Source organism: Variovorax sp. PAMC 28711 (assembly GCF_001577265.1).
In the GTDB taxonomy this organism is placed as follows: domain Bacteria; phylum Pseudomonadota; class Gammaproteobacteria; order Burkholderiales; family Burkholderiaceae_C; genus Variovorax.
In genome coordinates this window covers 690,526-708,233 of sequence record NZ_CP014517.1, presented here as the reverse complement: position 1 = coordinate 708,233, position 17,708 = coordinate 690,526, and the positions used below count along the sequence as shown (strand labels likewise).

The following is a 17,708-nucleotide window of genomic DNA, read 5'->3' as shown; positions in this document are numbered from 1 at the left end:
GTCTTCGCCGCTGGCATGGGTACGGCAGCGAACAGACGCGGCACGCGGGGCGCCTCAAAGTGAACCCATGAGTGACACCCTCGATTTCTCCTTCGATGACGGCCAATGGGTCGTCCGCGGCCTGGTGGTCGATGCGAGTGGCTGGCTCGAATGCCAGGCGATGCCGGTCTTCGCGAGCCCGATCCGCCCGAACGACGGACCTGGGGTTTCGACGCAGGACCAACCGGCCTGCGGCGAGGCTTCGCACTGGCGCAGCTGCAAGGTGCTGACGGGCTATCGCGTCCATGCGCTCGATGGCGATGCCGGGCTTGTCCAGGACCTGCTGGTCGACGAGGAGACTCGGGCCGTGCACGCCATCGTGATCGACACGCGCCACTGGTGGGCAGGGCACAGCGTTCTCATCGCACCTCAGTGGGTCACCGGCGTGCGGTCGCCGGATCGCAGCCTCTCTGTCGGCTTGACACGCCAGGCGATCCAGCGCTCGCTGCCTTATGAACTCAGTCGATGGCGGGTCGCCGCCACCCGCACGGGCGACGAGGGCGGCCCGCCGATCGAGGACGAGGTCCAGCAGGGCACGCGTCCTTCGGTCGAAGAGGCCGCGAACATCCTCATCCAAAAATCATGGCTGCAGGGCGAGTCGGTTCCCGCGGGGCAGGCCGGCGAGACCGACGTTCAACGGCTGCTCCGTTTCGGGTTCGAGGTCACGACGATCGCACCTGCGGATTGAAGCGTCTCCGGGGCAGGGCCCATCTCACCGAACATCGAGTGCGGGCATTTCGTTCCAAAGCTCGATCACCCGCCGATGCGGATGGGCGGGCTCGTGGCCCAGGATGCTGACCGAAGCCGGGTGCAAGGCGAAGTGGGCTCCGGCGATCAGCGGCAGACCGATCCATCGTGCGGCCAGCGCAGCGCCGAACTGGCCATGCGAGAACAGCGCGACGTTGCCTTCCCGCTTGCTCAGACGGCCGATGAGCCGGTCTGCGCGGATTGCCAGTTCGTCCGGTGTCTCGCCGTTCGGACACCCGTCGCGCCAGACGTTCCATCCGGGTCGCGCTTTGCGAATGTCGGCACTGCGCAAACCTTCGTCATCGCCGTAATTCCATTCCACGAGGTCCGGCTCGATGCGGCTCAGCGCTTCCAGACCTGCCAGCGCGCATGTCTGGCGGGCCCTCAGCGCGGGGCTCACCAGCACGTCCGAGAAGGCGATGTTGCGCAGCCGCGCTGCGAGCGCGCGCGCCTGCGCCTCGCCGTGCGCGGTCAGGCCCAGGTCGGTCAGACCCGTGTGTTGACCGGTGAGCGTCCACGCGGTCTCGCCATGCCGCACGAGGTACAGCTGCAGCAGCGTCGTGCTCATGCGGTCTCCATCGCGGGGCTGTACTGGCCCCGTACGGCGGCGCCGTTGCACGTTGCGCGATGCAGCAGCGCCTGCTGGGCCGCCACCCGGTTGGCGTCGTTGCCGGCCCAGGCCGCGAGCGCGGGCTCCTGGAGTGCCCGGCCGAACGAGAAGGTGAGAGGCCAGGGGCTGCGCACCAGCACGGTGCCGCGGCGGCGGTGCATGGCGTTCAGCCGTACCGTGGCCAGCGCGGCCGGCTGCCCCCCCGAGAGAAACGCAATGCCCGCCACGGCGGCGGGAACGGCACGCAGCAAGCAAGCCAGCGTGGCATCCGCGACGGCATCGATGTCGTCCTGCATGGGGCAGTCGGTGCCCGGCAGCACCATGTTCGGCTTGAGAAGCATCGCCTCGAGCACCACGCCCTGCTGGTCGAGCTGCTCGAAGACCTGGTGCAGCACGCGGTGCGTGGCTTCGCCGCACTCGGCCAGGGTGTGCGCGCCGTCCATCAGGACTTCCGGCTCGACGATCGGTACCAGCGAGGCTTCCTGGCACAGGGCTGTGTAACGCGCCAGTGCATGCGCGTTGGCCGCGATGCACGCCGGACCGGGCGTGCCGGTCTCGATGCTGAACACCGCGCGCCACTTGGCGAACCGCGCGCCCTTTTCAAAATAGGCCTTCAGCCGCGCGCGGAGGCCGTCCAGCCCCTCGGTGACACGCTCCCCGGGGTGGCCTGCAAGCGGCTTGGCGCCCAGGTCGACCTTGATGCCTGGGACGATGCCGGCGTCTTCGAGCACTTGCGTGAAAAGCACGTCGTCCCTGGTTCGCTGATGCAACGTCTCTTCGAAGAGGATCGCGCCACTGATCGTGCGGCCGAGCCCGGGCGTGCTCACCAGCAGCTCCCGGTAGGCACGCCGGGACGCTTCGGTCTGCGGGATGCCTGCGGTGCCGAAGCGCCGGTTGCAGGTGCCGGTGCTCTCGTCCATCGCCAGCAGGCCCTTGCCGTCGGCCATCAGCCGGTGTGCGGTGTCTGTGAGCAGGGGCCTGTCGATCGTGATCATGGTTCGGATCTCCTGTGTTCCAGTGCCCGGACCTTGTCCAGACGGCGTTGATGGCGCGGGGCGCCCGAGAAGCGCGCGTGGAGGAACACATGCACGAGGTCGAGCGCGTAGCGCGTGCCGATCACCGCGCCGCCCAGGCACGCAACGTTCATGTCGTCGTCCTCGACGCCCTGGTGTGCGGTGAAGACATCGTGAACCAGTCCGGCACGGACACCGTCGAACTTGTTCGCGGCGATGGCCACGCCCACGCCGCTGCCGCAAAGTGCGATGCCGCGCGTGATGTCGCGCCTGGCAACGGCGCTGGCCAGAGGAGCCACGAAGTCCGGGTAGTCGTCCGAGGGGTCGAGCTGAAAGGCGCCGAAGTCCTCGACCTGACAGCCCCATCCTCGCAGCGACCGCACGAGTTCCGCCTTGAGTGCGTAGCCGCCGTGGTCGGCCGCGATGCCCACGCGCAGATTCATGGCGCCGCCGCCCGCACGATGGCTTCGAATTCATCCGGCTTCAGGCTCGCCCCGCCGACCAGCACGCCGCCGACATCGGAGAGCGCAAGGATGCTGCGCGCATTGGCAGGCTTCACCGAGCCGCCATAGACGATACGCACGGCGTTCCCGGATGCGCCCAGCCGGGCGACCAGGCACTGCCTGATGTGCCCATGCATTTCGGTGATCTGAGCGGCAGTCGGCACCTGTCCGCTGCCGATCGCCCAAAGCGGCTCGTAGCCGATGGCGAAGGCTGAAGCGGCGATGCCCTTCGGCATGCTCAGGGCCAACTGCGCTGCACAGGCGGCCAGTGCGCCGCCGCCTGCACGCTCCGCCTGCGTTTCGCCGACGCAGATGATCGCGAGCAGACCAGCGGTCACTGCAGCGTTCGCCTTCGCAGCGACCCGCTCGCTGGTTTCGCCTTGATGTTGACGACGCTCGGAGTGTCCGACGATGACTGCCGATGCGCCCGAGTCCTTCAGCATCCGCGCACTGATCTCACCCGTCCAGGTGCCGGAAGTCTCGTGATGACAGTTCTGTGCGCCGATGGCGACGAGGGACCCTGCTATGCGCGCCGCGCGCTCGATCAAGGTGAACGGCGGACAGATCAGGACATCTGCCTGCGCGGGACGGCCAGTCATTGCCATGCCAAGCGCTTCGATGTCTGCCAGTTGCGCGGTCAGTCCATGCATCTTCCAGTTTCCGACGATGAGCGGCCGGGTCACGTCGGCCGGACCTGAATGGGGGCGTTTGGTTTCGTCAAGCTGTGCTCCTTTGGAAATGGAGAATGGGCTTTCCGGGCCGGCGCGTCTGTGCGTTGGAGAACAGACCGTGGCCGCAAGCGCGGCTGCGTGTGCGACAGCGAACAGACATTGCGGACGAACGCGTGGACAGTTAGCCTTTCTTTGACCTGGAGGCCACCTGCCATGTGCCCGTTTCGCACCACTGCCGACATGCCGGGCTTCGAGGCCAGGACGAGCCCTGAACCTGAGGCAGCGTGCGTGTCCATGTCGGAATTCAACGGATTGCCTGACACCGTGCCGCCATCGGCCCCTTGGTGGCAGCGCCTGCGCTGGAAGGTCTGGCCAACGATGGTTCCGCAGTGAACGCCCAGGGAACGTTGACTCGCGCCGACGAGCGGATGATCGACGACCTTCAACGCGGTGCCTTCGACTACTTCCTGCGCCACACGCATGCGCACAGCGGGCTGGTCGCAGACACCTCGCGACCCGGCGCGCCGGCCAGCATCGCTGTCGTTGGCTTCGCGCTGTCGGCCTATCCGGTAGCGGTCGAGCGAGGATGGATCGCCAGGGACCAGGCCGTCGATCGATGTCTCGACGCGTTGCGTTTCTTCGCCGGGAGCGACCAGTCCGGCGCGGCCGACGCGACGGGTTGGCGCGGCTTCTACTTTCATTTCCTGGACGGCGATACAGGCCGACGTGCATGGTCGTCGGAGCTGTCGTCCATCGACACCGCGCTGCTGGTGGTCGGCATGCTGACAGCGGCCGCTTATTTCGATGCCGCGACTCCCGACGAGAGCGAACTGCGCAGGCTCGCGAACCTTCTTTATGACCGAGTGAACTGGAACTGGTCCGAGCACGACGACGATGCCGTGGCGCTCGGCTGGAAGCCGGAGTGCGGCTTCCTCAACTACGGCTGGCAAGGCTACAACGAGGCCATCGTCCTGTATGCGCTCGGCCTGGGCTCAAACACGCACCGGCTGACAACGGCCAGCTTCGAAACATGGACCGAGACCTATCAGTGGGAGAACCTCTACGGCATCGACTTCCTCTACGCCGGGCCGCTGTTCATGCACCAGTTCTCGCATGCGTGGATCGATTTCCGTGGCATCCGGGACAGCTTCATGCGCGAGAAGGACTGCGACTACTTCGAGAACAGCCGGCGTGCCACCGAAGTGCAGCGGCAGTACGCGATCCGCAATCCGCGCGGCTTCGGCGGCTACGGGCAGGACGGCTGGGGCCTGACGGCCAGCGACGGTCCCAGCGTCGAGCCGAAGACGGTGGCGGGTCGCCGCCAGGCGTTCTACGGGTATGCGGCGCGCGGGGTTCCCTGGGGGCCGGACGATGGAACGCTCAACAGCGCCTGCGTGGCCGCCTCGCTGGTCTTCGCGCCCGAGATTGCGCTGCCTGCGCTGCGCCGTCTGGTCGTCGAAGCGGGCGCAACGGGTGGGAACGCGTTGTACGCGAGCGGCGTCAACGTCACCGCGGGCGGCGACACACCCTGGATCTCGGAAGGCGTGTTCGGCCTCGACCAGGGGCTGACGGTCCTCATGATCGAGAACTTCCGCACCGGCCTGCCTTGGCGTCTGACGCGCAGCATTCCTTGTCTGCGTGCCGGGCTGAGGCGAGCGGGTTTCACCGGCGGTTGGCTCTAGCCGCAGCGCATCCGATTCCTTATGTCCGCGTTCTCCCAAGCCGCCGAGCCTGCCGACGCGCGTCTGGCCAACACCCGGCCCGCCGGCTGGCGCAGCCCCAAGCCGCTGCCGCGCTACGACTTGCTGATCATCGGCGCGGGGCCGGCGGGATTGGCGGCTGCGCGCGCCGCCGCGGCCCTGGGAGCCCATGTGGCGCTGGTCGAGCGCCATGAGCTCGGTGGCAATTCGCTGAGCGACGGCTGTATTCCCTCCAAATCGTTGATCCGCACGGCGCGGTTGTTGGCGGACATGCGCAATGCGGAGAACTTCGGGGTGGCTTCACCGGCCGAGGTGGCGTTCGACTTCGCCGCCGCGATGCGCCGCATGCGGCGCGTCACGGCGCGCATCAGCCGCCGGGATTCGGCGATGAACCTGGCGCGCGCCGGCATCCATCTCTTCTTCGGCGTGGCCCGCTTCACCGGGCCGGATGCGGTCGAGGTCGACGGCGTGCCGCTGCATTTCAAGAAGGCACTCATCGCGACCGGATCACGCTCCCTGTTGCCCGACATTCCGGGCCTCGACGAAGCCGGCTACCTCACCAACGAGACGGTGTTCGACCTCGATGTCCTGCCGCCCAGCCTGATGGTGATCGGTGGCGGCCCGCTCGGCTGCGAGCTGGCCCAGGTGTTCGCGCGCTTCGGGTCGCGCACGCTGATCTCGCACAGCGAGCCGCTCTTCCTGCCGCAGGAGGAACGCGACGCGGCGCAGATGGTGTCCGACGCGCTGGCGCGCGACGGCGTGGAGATCCACCTCAACAGCACGGTCACGCGCGTGCGCATGGAAGACGGCCGCAAGGTGGTCGACCTGATGAACGACGGAAGCACGGCCACCACGCGCGTCGACACCCTCCTGACCGGCATCGGCCGCGTGCCCGCTGTGCAGGGTCTGGGCCTGGAATCCGCGGGCGTGGCCTATGACGCAGAGGGCGGCATTCATGTCGACGATTTCCTCCGCACCAGCAACCGCCGCATCTTCGCCGCGGGCGATGTGTGCCTGACGCACAAGTTCACCAACACTGCCGAGGCCTCGGCCCGCATCGTGGTCCGCAATGCCTTGCTGCTGGGGCACGAGCGCATGAGCGCGCTCACGGTCCCGTGGTGCACCTACACCGACCCCGAGGTCGCGCACGTTGGCCTGTACGTCAGGGAGGCGAGGCAACAGCGCATTCCGGTCAAGACCTTCACGATCCCGATGCACGACGTGGACCGCGCCATCGCCGATGGCGAGGAAGACGGCTTCGTGAAGATCCATGTGCGCGAGGGCACCGACACGATTCTGGGCGCGACCATCGTGGCCCGGCATGCCGGCGAGATGATCAACAGCATCTCGCTCGCGATGGTGACGGGCATCGGGCTGCAGGCACTGTCCAGGGTCATCCATGCCTATCCGACGCAGGGCGCAGCCATCCGGCAGGCGGCGGATGCGTATGCGCGGACGGCAATGACGCCCAGGCTGCTTGGGCGAGTGCGCCTATGGTGGCAACGCTGAACTGAAAAGGCCGGTCGCGCGGGCAGCGGCAACGGGGCTTGGCAGCGAGACGGTGCAGAAGTAATCTGACGCTTTCGTTCCTTGAAGGCGTCCGATCCGTCGTTTTTTTCGGGCAAAAGAACGGCGCATCGACCGAGATGCCGGGTGTTCTCAGGGGGGCAGTGCAGCGACGCATTCGGCAACGCGTCGGCGTTGTGCGTCGTGCACCGCTGCGTATCCCTCGCGCAACGCGCGGGCATCCGCCAGTGCGTGATGACGGCCGATGCCGTCGCGCTGCATCGATGCCGTCCACGACGTGTCCATGGCCTCATTGGAGGCGTGTTCACGCGAGAGAAATCCAACCCGGTGCGGCACGAGCACCTTGGACCATCGTCCCCAGCACATGGCTGAAAGCAGGGCCTTGCGCAGCAGGTCGAAATCCGCCTCGTAGTCGAACACGACGGCGATCGACGTCCGACGAAGACCCGAAAGCCATTTGTCCACGTGGCGGCCCAACTCGATGCTCGATCGAACCTGGAGCGGCATCAACCCCCATTGCGGCAGCACCGTGCGCTTGACAAAGGCGTTGACCGGTATTCGGTCGTCTGCGATTTCCACATAGAACTCCCTGCCGTCTTCCGGCACCAGGCCGATGGAGAGCAACTCGGGGCCATTGAGCGAACTGAATTCGGTGTCGATGAAGAGGTTCATCACATGTTCATGCGGCGTGATTTCACGGTGGTTTGACATTCGGGATGGACCGGTTGCCTGGCCCCGTGACGGCGATGCCGTGAGCTTGACGGCGCCCTCGCGCCTCGGTCTGTTCGTTGTCGTACGAAGGCGTTCAGTGCGCCCCTGTGACCCGAAGGCAGCGTGCGGTGGCCCACAGACGGCTGCCATGCATCCGCGCAGACTGATCGAAGTTCACGACCACCCATTCATCCCATTGAAGGAGCAATCACACCATGTCCAGAATCATCGGCATCGACCTCGGCACCACCAACTCATGCGTGTCGATCATGGAAGGCAACACTGCGCGCGTGATCGAGAACTCGGAAGGCGCGCGCACCACGCCCTCGATCGTCGCGTACCAGGAGGACGGTGAAGTGCTGGTCGGTGCCTCCGCCAAGCGCCAGGCGGTCACCAACGCCAAGAACACGATCTACGCAGTCAAGCGCCTGATCGGCCGCAAGTTCGAAGAGAAGGAAGTGCAGAAGGACATCGGCCTGATGCCTTACACGATCAGCAAAGCCGACAACGGCGACGCCTGGGTCGACGTGCGGGGCAAGAAGCTGGCACCCCAGCAGGTCAGCGCCGAGATCCTGCGCAAGATGAAGAAGACCGCCGAAGACTATCTCGGCGAGCCGGTGACCGAAGCCGTCATCACGGTGCCCGCGTACTTCAACGACGCGCAGCGCCAGGCCACCAAGGACGCCGGCCGCATCGCGGGCCTGGACGTCAAGCGCATCATCAACGAGCCCACCGCCGCTGCGCTGGCTTTCGGCCTGGACAAGCACGACAAGGGCGACCGCAAGATCGCCGTCTACGACCTGGGCGGCGGCACCTTCGACGTGTCGATCATCGAGATCTCGAGCGCCGATAGCGAGAAGCAGTTTGAAGTGCTCTCCACCAACGGCGACACCTTCCTGGGCGGCGAAGACTTCGACCAGCGCATCATCGACTTCCTCGTGACCGAGTTCAAGAGAGAGCAGGGTGTCGATCTGACCAAGGACGTGCTCGCCCTGCAGCGCCTGAAGGACGCGGCGGAAAAAGCCAAGATCGAATTGTCCGGCAGCGCATCGACAGACATCAACCTGCCTTACGTGACAGCCGACGCATCGGGGCCGAAGCACCTGAACATCAAGCTCACCCGCGCCAAGCTCGAAAGCCTGGTCGAAGAACTGATCGAGCGCACCATCGCGCCGTGCCGCGCAGCCATCAAGGATGCCGGCGTGAGCGTGTCGGACATCAACGACGTGATCCTGGTCGGCGGCATGACCCGCATGCCCAAGGTGCAGGAAAAGGTGAAGGAATTCTTCGGCAAGGAACCGCGCAAGGATGTGAACCCCGACGAGGCCGTGGCCGTCGGCGCCGCCATCCAGGGCCAGGTGCTCTCGGGCGACCGCAAGGATGTGCTGCTGCTCGACGTGACCCCGCTGTCGCTGGGCATCGAGACGATGGGCGGTGTGATGAGCAAGATGATCGCCAAGAACACCACGATCCCGACCAAGTTCGCGCAGACTTTCTCCACGGCTGACGACAACCAGCCTGCCGTGACCGTCAAGGTGTTCCAGGGCGAGCGCGAGATCGCCTCGGGCAACAAGGCGCTGGGGGAATTCAGCCTCGAGGGCATTCCGCCGGCGGCGCGCGGCACGCCGCAGATCGAGGTGAGCTTCGACATCGACGCCAACGGAATCCTGCACGTCGGCGCCAAAGACAAGGGCACGGGCAAGGAAAACAAGATCACCATCAAGGCCAACTCAGGCCTCTCGGAAGCCGAGATCCAGAAGATGGTGAAGGACGCGGAACTGAACGCAGTGGAGGACAGGAAAAAGGTCGAACTCGCCCAGGCGCGCAACGAGGCCGAGGCCACCATGCACAGCGCCAAGAAAATGCTTGCCGAGCAGGGCACTCACCTCGAAGGCGCCGAAAAGCAAGCCACGGAAGGCGCGATCAAAAAGCTGGAAGAAGCCCTGGAGGGAGAAGACAAGGCCGTGATCGAGGAAAAGACCCGGACACTGACGGCGGCGAGCCAGAAGCTCGGCGAGAAGATGCATGCGCAAGCGCAGGCCGAGCACGCTGCTTCCGGGGCTTCGACGGGCACCGGCCAGAGAAGCCCTGAAGCTGCGACGCATGCCACCGCCGATGACAGCGTGGTCGACGCCGAAGTGAAAGAGGTCAAAAGGGCCTGAATCCGGCGAGCGGCATCCGGGCTGAGCGAGTGATCGCGACGCGCGTCAACGCATCGCCTTGACCAGCGCGTCGAACTTCGCATGCAACGACGCATCGTGCGGCGTCACTGGCGGAATCGGTTTCGTGATGTGCAGCAACTCATACACCGCCATCTGCGCCGCACGCACCGAGAACTCGACGGTGAAGACGGTGTCCAGCGGAATCTCGACGAACTGGCCGATGAAGGCGAAGTTTTTCGTTCCTGGCGGCACCGGCAGCGGTCGGTCCCCGGGCGCGCGCGGCATGAACATGCTGGTGATGTAGGGCATGCGGCAGGGAATGCAGTGGGCCGTGTCCACGGTTTCCAGGTCGAAGCGCAGGTGGCCGCAGAGTTCCTGCAGCAGTTCCGCACCGGTGCAGTCCGCCATCGCCTTGGCGACGAAGTTGCCGATGCGGTCGGGGAACAGCCCGTACCCCCAGAAGATCTGCACGTCGGCCGGTTGATTGGCGAAATGCGGCTGATGCGCCAGCACGATGGACATCAGCCAGTTCGAGTCCTTGAAAGTGACCAATCCGCCGGTGCCGGCCTCGTTGCCGGAAAATCGCCGCATTCGATCGAAAAAGCCCGGGTCCTTCAGCGTGACCGTGAACGAGGCCCAGTCGGATTGGGCGACGCAGCTGTTGAAAACTGCGGGCTTGCCGAAGGCCGGCCGGCCCTCGGCCAGTTTCTCCCACAAGGTCCAGCTGCCGTTGTGCGCCTTCTTCAGCTTGGGCGGCGCCGCCGTCATCGAGCCCAGGCTGGAGGCATCGGTCATCGAGCCGTTCTGGACGAAGACGAGGTCGCCGTCTTCCAGCTGCAGAATTTCGGGCCGTCCCTTCAACGTGCAGTGCAGCGCAATGGCCTCGAACAGGCCGTCTTCGGTCTTGTGGTCGAGGTCGGTCACCGTGCAGTCAGTGACCAAACGCACGCCCTGCGCCTGAAGCCAGCGTTGCAGCGGAACGACCATCGAGTCGTACTGGTTGAACACCGTGCGCTTGACGCCAGCCAGTGTCTCGATGCGTGAGAACTCCAGCATGAAGCGGTGCAGGTAGCGACGCAACTCGACCGCGCTGTGCCAGGGCTGGAAGGCGAAGGTGGTGACCCACATGAACCAGAACGGCGTCTCGAAGAAGGCGGGCGACAGGTGGTCCGTGATGCAACTGTCGCCAAGCGAAGACTCCTCGGCATTCAACAGTTTGAGCAGCTCCGCCCGGTCGTGCATCGAGAAACCCATGGACGCCACCGGCACCTTGGCGCGGCGGCGGTCGACCAACCGCGCCATCGCGTGGGAGACATGTTTCTCGTTGAATTCGACAGTCTCTTCGAAGACGCTGCGACCCGGCTGCGTGAGCGAGGGGATGGACTTGAACAGGTCCCAGGTGCACTCGTAGTTGTCGGTGGTCAGCATGCGGCCGCCGCGCATCGAGTAGCCGCGATCGGCATCGCCCGCCGCGTCCAGGCTGCCGCCGAGCAGGCTGCCGGTCTCCAGGATCGAGATCTGGCTGCCGGGCATGCCGCCGTCGCGTATCAGGAAGGCGGCGCCGGCCAGCGAGCCGATGCCGCCGCCGACGAAATAGGCCTTGCGTCTTGAAGTCATGTTGAAAGCTTCCTCGTGAGTGTGTTTGCGGCACTCAACTTAAGCGCGGCGCGCCGGCCGGTCTGTGCGCTCGGCAACACAGGGCGCCGGCCGCTTCGCGGAGCTGAGTGCGGTACCACACAGACGCGGACTGCCGGATGCCCGAGGCTGTAGCAAGCCATCGATCCAACAACCGACTCAAGAAAATCACATGAAGAAACCAGAGGCCAAAAAAGTGCAGGAGCTCAGGAAACGGCAGGAGGCGCCGCTGGTCACGCCCACGGACCTCAAGGGCGACGCGCCCCGCGACATCGCCGCCGCCATGAATGGCATCCTTGCCGATGTGTTCGCGATCTACCTCAAGACCAAGAACTTCCATTGGCACATGAGCGGACCTCACTTCCGCGACTACCACCTGTTGCTCGACGACCAGGGAGACCAGCTCTTCGCGATGACCGACCCGATCGCCGAGCGCATCCGCAAGGTGGGCGGCACCACGCTGCGCTCGATCGGCCACATCGCCCGCACGCAGCGTGTGCTCGACAACGATGCCGATTACGTCGAGCCGCTGGACATGCTGGCGGAACTGCGCGAGGACAACAAGACGCTGGCAGCGAGCCTGCGCGAGGCGCACGGGGTTTGCGAGCAGCACCGCGACATCGCGACCACCAGCCTGATCGAAACCTGGATCGACGAGACCGAGCGGAGGACCTGGTTCCTGTTCGAGGCCAGCCGCAACGGCGGTACAACCGGGCATTGAATCCCGTCGGTCAAGCGTTTTGAAACGCCAGACTGGTGCTCCGATGTCGCAGCACGTCAATCCCATGCACGCGCAGATTTCACGCGAGCGCGCCGGCGGTGTCGTAATCAGCCAAACAGGCGCTGCGTCCTACGGCGAGAGCCCTGTCGCCCATGACAGACAACACCGTGCGCCGATTCAATCGTAAACACGCTTGCTAACCGCCATCGGCGCGCCCCGTTGCGCCTGATCTCTCGAACCTGAACGAAGCCTTCATGAAACCTCAAACCCAAACGCGGGGTTCCACCACCGCTGCGGTCGTCTTCGATCTGCTCAATCCGATTCCTTTCGGATTCTTTGTTGCCGCATTGATCTTCGACGTCATCTACGCGAGAAGCGCCGACCTCATGTGGGTCAAGTCGGCGGCCTGGCTCATCAGCATCGGCCTGTCCATCGCGGTGATTCCGCGCCTGATCAATCTGGCGTGGGTCTGGTTTCCCGGCGCGCGACACAGCACGGCCCGCAGCAAGGCGGCTTTCTTTCTTTACCTGGTGGCGGTGGTCACCGCCATCGTCAACGCGCTCGTGCACAGCCGCGACGCCTATGCGGCGATGCCTCAAGGCCTGTGGCTGTCGGTACTGACGGTCGGGCTTCTTGTCGTCGTCCACGTCCTCGTGACCCTGCAGCAAGTGAACGATGTCAACAAGGTGCCAGCATGAACCGCAAGCAATGGACTTTTCTCCTTCCCACCGTCCTTGTCGCGGCGCTCAGTGCGTGCGGTGAGCGCGCCTCGGTCGACCCACAGCAACAGATGGGCGGCGAGCCCGTGATGCCGGCCGCCAGGAACTTCCTGGTGCCGCCGATGCAGGTCCCGGACGGGGTCGGGTGGCAGGGCGATGGGCACCCCACTGTGGCGGCCGGCCTCAAGATCGAGAAGATCGCCGCTGCATTGATGCACCCGCGCCAGCTACTGACGCTTCCCAACGGTGACGTGCTGGTGGTCGAATCGAACGGGCCCGGCACCGAGCCCGTGACCACGCCCAAGCAACTGATCGCGGGCATCGTCAAGAACCAGTCCGGCAAGGGCGCAAAAGGCGGCAACCGGATCACGCTTCTGCGCAAGCCTGCCGGTGCCGGCCCGTGGGAGCAACACGTGTTCCTGGAACACCTGCACTCGCCGTTCGGTGTGCAGCTCATCGGCCAGACGCTGTACGTGGCGGACACCGACAAGATCATGAAGTACGCCTACACGGCGGGCACCACCCGCATCGCGGACCCCGGGGTCGAACTCGCCGACCTGCCGAGCACCCTCAATCACCACTGGACAAAAGCGCTGCTCGCCAGCCCAGACGGCAAGAAGCTCTATGTCGGTGTCGGTTCGAACAGCAACATCACGGAAAACGGCCTGGCGGTGGAATACCGGCGTGCCGCCATCCTGGAGGTCGACGTCGCGAGCGGCGCCAGCCGGGTCTTCGCATCGGGGCTTCGCAACCCGACGGGGCTGCAGTGGGAGCCGCAGAGCGGAAAGCTCTGGGCCATCGTCAACGAGCGCGACGAGATCGGCGCCGACCTCGTGCCCGATTACATGACTGCGGTGCAGGAGGGCGGCTTCTATGGCTGGCCGTACAGCTACTACGGGCAGCACGTCGATCAACGCGTGCAGCCGCAGCGGCCGGACCTGGTCCAGAAGGCGATCAAGCCCGACTACGCACTGGCATCGCACGTCGCGCCGCTGGGCCTGCTCTTCTACAGTGGCACCAACCTGCCGGCCATGTACCGCGGTGGCGCCTTCATCGGCGAACACGGCAGCTGGGACCGGTCGCCCCTCAGCGGCTACGAGGTCAGCTATGTGCGCTTCGTCGACGGCCGACCGACGGGCAAGAAGATGCCGGTCGTCACCGGGTTTGCGTCCGTGGACGAGAAGTCGCTGTTCGGGGCGCCTGTCGGGCTTGCGCAATCGGCCGACGGCGCATTGCTGATCGCCGACGACGTGGGCAACGCGGTCTGGTCGGTCACCGCGGCTGCGCCGTAACGCTGCACTAGACCGCAGCAGCGGCTGGCGTCGGCGACGCCAGCCTCTCTTCGGGCGCATCGGGGTAGTCGGTGTAGCCCTGCGCGCCCTTCGAATACCAGGTTGCCATGTTCCCCGGCGCCAGCGGGATGTGCTCGGCGAAGCGACGAGGCAGATCGGGGTTGGAGATGAACGCGCGTCCGAAGGCAATGGCATCGGCCTGACCTGCGTCCAGTGCCGCTTGCGCTTCTGAAAGTGTGTAGTCGGAGTTCAGGATCAGCGCGCCGCGGAACACCTTGCGAATTGCCGGGTGAACCGGCGGCGAGTTCGCCTTTCCGAAGGTGCCGTCGCGCAGCGGTTCGCGCAACGCGAGGTATGCCACATCGAGCCCATCCAGGGCCGCGGCCGCGGCGGGGAACAGGATCTCGGGATGGCTGTCGTTGACCCCTTGCACCTCGCCATTGGGTGACAAGCGCACGCCGGTGCGCTCGGCGCCTACGGTGTCCACGACGCGCTGGGTGATCTCGACCAGCAGGCGGATGCGGTTGGGCACGGAGCCGCCATAGGCATCGTCACGAAAGTTGCAGTTGTCGCGCAGGAACTGGTCGATCAGATACCCGTTGGCGGCATGGATCTGCACGCCGTCGAAGCCCGCAGCGATCGCGTTGCGGGACGCAAGCGCATAGTCGTCCAGCAGGCGCCGGATGTCGTCGGTGGTCATGGGCCGCGCCTGTGCATTGGGCTGCTTGCCAAGGTCGTCGGTGTAGGCGTCGCCCGGTGCGATCGTGGCCGATGACGAGACCGGCCGCGCGCCGCCGGTGAAGCTTGGGTGCACGAGTCGGCCCATGTGCCAGAGCTGCAGCGCGATGCGGCCGCCGGCCGCGTGCACCGCCGCCGTCACCGGCTTCCAGCCCTGGACCTGCGCATCGGTCCAGATGCCCGGCGCGCACGGAAAGCCGCTGCCCTCGCGGCTGATGCCCGTGGCTTCGCTGATGATCAGGCCCGCGCCGGCGCGCTGCGCGTAGTAGTCCGCCATGAGCGGCATCGGCACGTGGTCACGCGTGGCGCGACCGCGCGTCAGCGGTGCCATGAAGATGCGGTTGGCTGCCGTGAAGCCGCCGATGCGGATCGGATCGAACAATGAAGGCATGAGGGGTTCCTTGGAGTGAAGCGTCAGCTTGCGAGTGACGCCGCCTCGTGTCTGTACGCCGCCGAACGCCTGGCCGTCGATGGCTCAGGGTGCAGCGGCTCGCGAATGCAATGCGGCCGTGGTCGCGCAGTAGCGGCCCAACTGCGCCATCACGCGCTGCACTGCGAGATTGGCCGCGACCACACCGCCGTACGGGTCGTCGCTGGCAGCGGGCACGCTTTCGTCGAAGGTCTGCCACGCGATGACCTGGCGCGTGACGTTGTCCGACAGCGTGGCCCGCAGCGTCAGGCGCACGCGGCTGGGTGTGTCGCCGAAGTCCTGCTGCAGTCGCAGCACTTCGGTGTCGAGCCGCAGTTCAGCGGCGATACCGCTGGTCGATGCGCCGGCGGCGCGAAAGCGCCCGTGCGCTCGATCGCCGACACGATGAGGGGCGTGAGCATGCGCGCAGGCGTGTCCGCCCACTCGCTGTGGGCGAAGTGTTCGAGCTGGTGGGCGACCCGCACATAGACGATGTGCTGGCTGTCGAAGCCCGGTGCGGCACGCGTCGGGTTGACGAGCAGCGCCGGCGCTCTGACGGCAGCGGCCACCGCAGGCGGCTTCTCATGCGTCGCCTGGACCCCTTCCAGTAAATAAACCGCCGGGGGTGGCGCCCCTTTCGGAAGCAGCCCGGCGCAGCCCCCGAGCAGTGTCATGCCCACCGCGGCAGCCAGGCCGACGAGGGTCTTGCGCGCTGCAGCGAAGGTGGAAGGGTTCATGGTGTCGTTGGTCATGGGGTCGTTTCGCCGGGGCCGTTCGGCACCGGGCGGCGTCCGCGAATGAGGCCCGAGGGGTCGCGCGCGGTCTGTTCGCTCAGGCGCCGCAACGAATTCGACAGGTCGCTCAATTCGCCGACAAGGCGTTGGATCTCGGGCAGCGTGTCGGCGGCGAAGCGCTGTGCTTCGCCGCCGACGGCGTTCACCGTCTTCGAGGTGTTTGTGCCCGCGAGCGCGACTTCGTTGCCCATCTTCTCGACCGCGTCAGCGGCGCGCCCCATGCGCGCAACGATGGGGCCCAGCTGCGCCGTCACCCGCGCGCTGTGGTCCGCGGTCTTCGCCGCGTTCACGATGCCGGCGTCGATCTCGTCCTTGCGCGCTGCGATCGTGTGCGTCACGGTGGCGATGTCGGCCAGCGCGCTCGTCAGCGCGGCGCGATTCTCGGGGCTGAGCAGGGCGTCGATGTTGCTCGAGGTGCGGTCCAGCTTGGTCAGGACGGTGGTGAGCACGTTCTCCAGCCTGGCACTCAGTGAAGGCTTGGTGCGGATCACCGGATACGGTGCCTCGGGACTCGGCGGCAGCAGCGGCGCATCCCGGCTGCCGCCGCCGAGCTCGACGTAGGCGATACCGGTGAGCCCCTGTGTCTTGAGCACGGCCACGGTGTCGGTCTTGATCGGCGTCCCGCGCTCGATCGCGAAGCTCAGGTGCACGCGCTCGGGATTGTCGGCGTCCAGTTGGATGCCGCCGACCTTGCCGACCTCCACACCGTTGTACTTGACCGGCGCGTTGAGATTGAGCCCTGCGACCGACTCGTCCTCGATCGCGAGGTAGGTGTCGTACTTCTTCTGCAGCGTGCCGCCCGTGGCGATCCACAGCACGCCGGCGATCATCGCCGCGCCCAGCAGCAGCACGAAGGCGCCGACGACCGTGTAATTCACCTTGGTTTCGATGGGGTGCTCCTGTTCTGACCGGCCGGCGCTTTCGCGGCCAGGCGCTGTTCCTGTGCCTGTGCGGCGCGCCCGCGCGCGCCGTCGAAAAACTGGCGGATCGACGGTTCGTCCCGTTGGGACAGTTCTTTCATCGAGCCCACGCCCTGCACCTTGCCGTCGGCCAGCACCGCCACCCGGTCCGCGACCTGCCACAACAGGTCGAGGTCGTGCGTGATCATGAAAATCGTGAGCCCGAACAGGTCGCGCAACTTGAGCACCAGGTCGTCGACGCCCTCCGCGCTGACCGGATCAAGGCCGGAAGTCGGCTCGTCGAGAAAGAGCAGTTCCGGGTCGAGCGCCAGCGCGCGTGCCAGCGACGCGCGCTTGAGCATGCCGCCGCTGAGCTCCGACGGGTGCTGCGCGCCGACCTCGGCCGTGAGCCCGGCCATGGCCAGCTTGGCCATCGCGAGCTCGTCGATCAGGTCGCTGTCGAGCCGGGTGTGCTCGCGCAGCGGCAGACCGACGTTCTCCTGGATGGTCAAGGCATCGAACAGGCCGCCATGCTGGAACATCACGCCCCAGCGCTGGCGCAGAGCGGCGGCGTCGTCCTCGCCGATGCCGGTCAGCTCGTGGCCGAGCACGCGAATGGAGCCGGCGTCGGGCTTGTGCAGCAGGATGATCTCGCGCAGCAGCGTCGACTTGCCCGAACCGCTGCCGCCGATCAACGCGAAGATCTCCGAGCGGTTGACCGTGAAGGTCACGTCCGAGTGGACCACGTGGCTCCCGAAGTGCGTGACGACCTTGTCGATCTCGATGACGGCATCGGCTGGGGCCGCTGGGCTGGTCAT

General features: G+C 66.1%; 18 protein-coding genes. 7 read left to right on the top strand and 11 right to left on the bottom strand.

Annotation, left to right across the window (positions count from 1 at the left end; translation table 11 throughout):
• Nucleotides 1-67: 67 nt before the first annotated feature.
• Nucleotides 68-727, top strand: coding sequence for a hypothetical protein (locus AX767_RS03685; RefSeq protein ID WP_068628732.1), 660 nt, complete (start codon nt 68-70; stop codon nt 725-727).
• Nucleotides 728-751: 24 nt separating this feature from the next.
• Here the strand turns inward: AX767_RS03685 and AX767_RS03680 are convergent, their stop codons facing one another.
• The 4 genes from AX767_RS03680 to tpiA are packed head-to-tail and all read right to left on the bottom strand — an operon-like array spanning nt 752 to nt 3,595.
• The gene (locus tag AX767_RS03680; RefSeq protein WP_068628730.1) at nt 752-1,354 is read right to left on the bottom strand and encodes a histidine phosphatase family protein; all 603 of its coding nucleotides are present in this window, start codon (nt 1,352-1,354) and stop codon (nt 752-754) included.
• The gene (locus AX767_RS03675) at nt 1,351-2,391 is read right to left on the bottom strand and encodes a class I fructose-bisphosphate aldolase (protein ID WP_068628728.1); all 1,041 of its coding nucleotides are present in this window, start codon (nt 2,389-2,391) and stop codon (nt 1,351-1,353) included. Before AX767_RS03675 ends, AX767_RS03680 begins: the two co-directional genes overlap by 4 nt.
• Complete coding sequence (locus AX767_RS03670) at nt 2,388-2,852, bottom strand: RpiB/LacA/LacB family sugar-phosphate isomerase (protein ID WP_210392556.1); 465 nt, start codon at nt 2,850-2,852, stop codon at nt 2,388-2,390. Before AX767_RS03670 ends, AX767_RS03675 begins: the two co-directional genes overlap by 4 nt.
• Nucleotides 2,849-3,595, bottom strand: coding sequence for a triose-phosphate isomerase (tpiA, locus tag AX767_RS03665; RefSeq protein ID WP_210392554.1), 747 nt, complete (start codon nt 3,593-3,595; stop codon nt 2,849-2,851). The genes AX767_RS03670 and tpiA overlap by 4 nt, the downstream gene beginning before the upstream one ends.
• Before the next feature lie 377 nt (nt 3,596-3,972).
• Between tpiA and AX767_RS03660 the strand changes: the two genes are divergently transcribed.
• Nucleotides 3,973-5,265 carry a glucoamylase family protein gene (locus AX767_RS03660; RefSeq protein WP_237288542.1) on the top strand — a complete coding sequence of 431 codons (1,293 nt, stop codon included), beginning with the start codon at nt 3,973-3,975 and terminating at the stop codon, nt 5,263-5,265.
• A gap of 21 nt (nt 5,266-5,286) precedes the next feature.
• On the top strand, nt 5,287-6,792 hold the full coding sequence (locus AX767_RS03655; protein ID WP_068628726.1) for a mercuric reductase: 1,506 nt from the start codon (nt 5,287-5,289) through the stop codon (nt 6,790-6,792).
• A 150-nt stretch (nt 6,793-6,942) separates the two neighbouring features.
• On the opposite strand, the gene AX767_RS03650 is transcribed toward AX767_RS03655, so the two are convergent.
• Nucleotides 6,943-7,482 (bottom strand): 3'-5' exoribonuclease, encoded by a 540-nt coding sequence (locus AX767_RS03650; protein WP_082755116.1) that lies wholly within the window; start codon nt 7,480-7,482, stop codon nt 6,943-6,945.
• 254 nt (nt 7,483-7,736) lie between these two features.
• On the opposite strand from AX767_RS03650, the gene dnaK reads away from it, so the two are divergent.
• A complete protein-coding gene (gene dnaK, locus AX767_RS03645) occupies nt 7,737-9,683 on the top strand; it encodes a molecular chaperone DnaK (protein WP_068628722.1) in 1,947 nt (648 codons plus the stop codon).
• Nucleotides 9,684-9,728: 45 nt separating this feature from the next.
• Here the strand turns inward: dnaK and AX767_RS03640 are convergent, their stop codons facing one another.
• On the bottom strand, nt 9,729-11,300 hold the full coding sequence (locus AX767_RS03640) for an oleate hydratase (RefSeq protein ID WP_068628720.1): 1,572 nt from the start codon (nt 11,298-11,300) through the stop codon (nt 9,729-9,731).
• Between the two features lie 190 nt (nt 11,301-11,490).
• Here AX767_RS03640 and AX767_RS03635 point away from each other — a divergent pair, with 190 nt between their 5' ends.
• The 3 genes from AX767_RS03635 to AX767_RS03625 all read left to right on the top strand — a co-directional run bounded on the left by AX767_RS03635 (nt 11,491) and on the right by AX767_RS03625 (nt 14,050).
• Nucleotides 11,491-12,039 (top strand): Dps family protein, encoded by a 549-nt coding sequence (locus tag AX767_RS03635; protein ID WP_068628718.1) that lies wholly within the window; start codon nt 11,491-11,493, stop codon nt 12,037-12,039.
• A gap of 254 nt (nt 12,040-12,293) precedes the next feature.
• A complete protein-coding gene (locus AX767_RS03630) occupies nt 12,294-12,737 on the top strand; it encodes a hypothetical protein (RefSeq protein WP_068628716.1) in 444 nt (147 codons plus the stop codon).
• Nucleotides 12,734-14,050, top strand: coding sequence for a PQQ-dependent sugar dehydrogenase (locus AX767_RS03625; RefSeq protein WP_068628714.1), 1,317 nt, complete (start codon nt 12,734-12,736; stop codon nt 14,048-14,050). The genes AX767_RS03630 and AX767_RS03625 overlap by 4 nt, the downstream gene beginning before the upstream one ends.
• A gap of 7 nt (nt 14,051-14,057) precedes the next feature.
• On the opposite strand, the gene AX767_RS03620 is transcribed toward AX767_RS03625, so the two are convergent.
• The 5 genes from AX767_RS03620 to AX767_RS03600 form a co-directional block, all read right to left on the bottom strand.
• A complete protein-coding gene (locus AX767_RS03620; protein ID WP_068628712.1) occupies nt 14,058-15,179 on the bottom strand; it encodes an alkene reductase in 1,122 nt (373 codons plus the stop codon).
• Between the two features lie 84 nt (nt 15,180-15,263).
• The gene (locus AX767_RS22020) at nt 15,264-15,473 is read right to left on the bottom strand and encodes a hypothetical protein (protein ID WP_068628710.1); all 210 of its coding nucleotides are present in this window, start codon (nt 15,471-15,473) and stop codon (nt 15,264-15,266) included.
• Nucleotides 15,464-15,949: an ABC-type transport auxiliary lipoprotein family protein gene (locus AX767_RS22015; RefSeq protein ID WP_068628709.1), complete on the bottom strand. Its 486-nt coding sequence runs from the start codon at nt 15,947-15,949 to the stop codon at nt 15,464-15,466. Before AX767_RS22015 ends, AX767_RS22020 begins: the two co-directional genes overlap by 10 nt.
• Nucleotides 15,946-16,869 carry an MlaD family protein gene (locus AX767_RS03605; RefSeq protein WP_082754789.1) on the bottom strand — a complete coding sequence of 308 codons (924 nt, stop codon included), beginning with the start codon at nt 16,867-16,869 and terminating at the stop codon, nt 15,946-15,948. The genes AX767_RS22015 and AX767_RS03605 overlap by 4 nt, the downstream gene beginning before the upstream one ends.
• Nucleotides 16,866-17,708, bottom strand: a complete 843-nt coding sequence (locus AX767_RS03600) for an ABC transporter ATP-binding protein (RefSeq protein ID WP_068628706.1) — start codon at nt 17,706-17,708, stop codon at nt 16,866-16,868. Before AX767_RS03600 ends, AX767_RS03605 begins: the two co-directional genes overlap by 4 nt.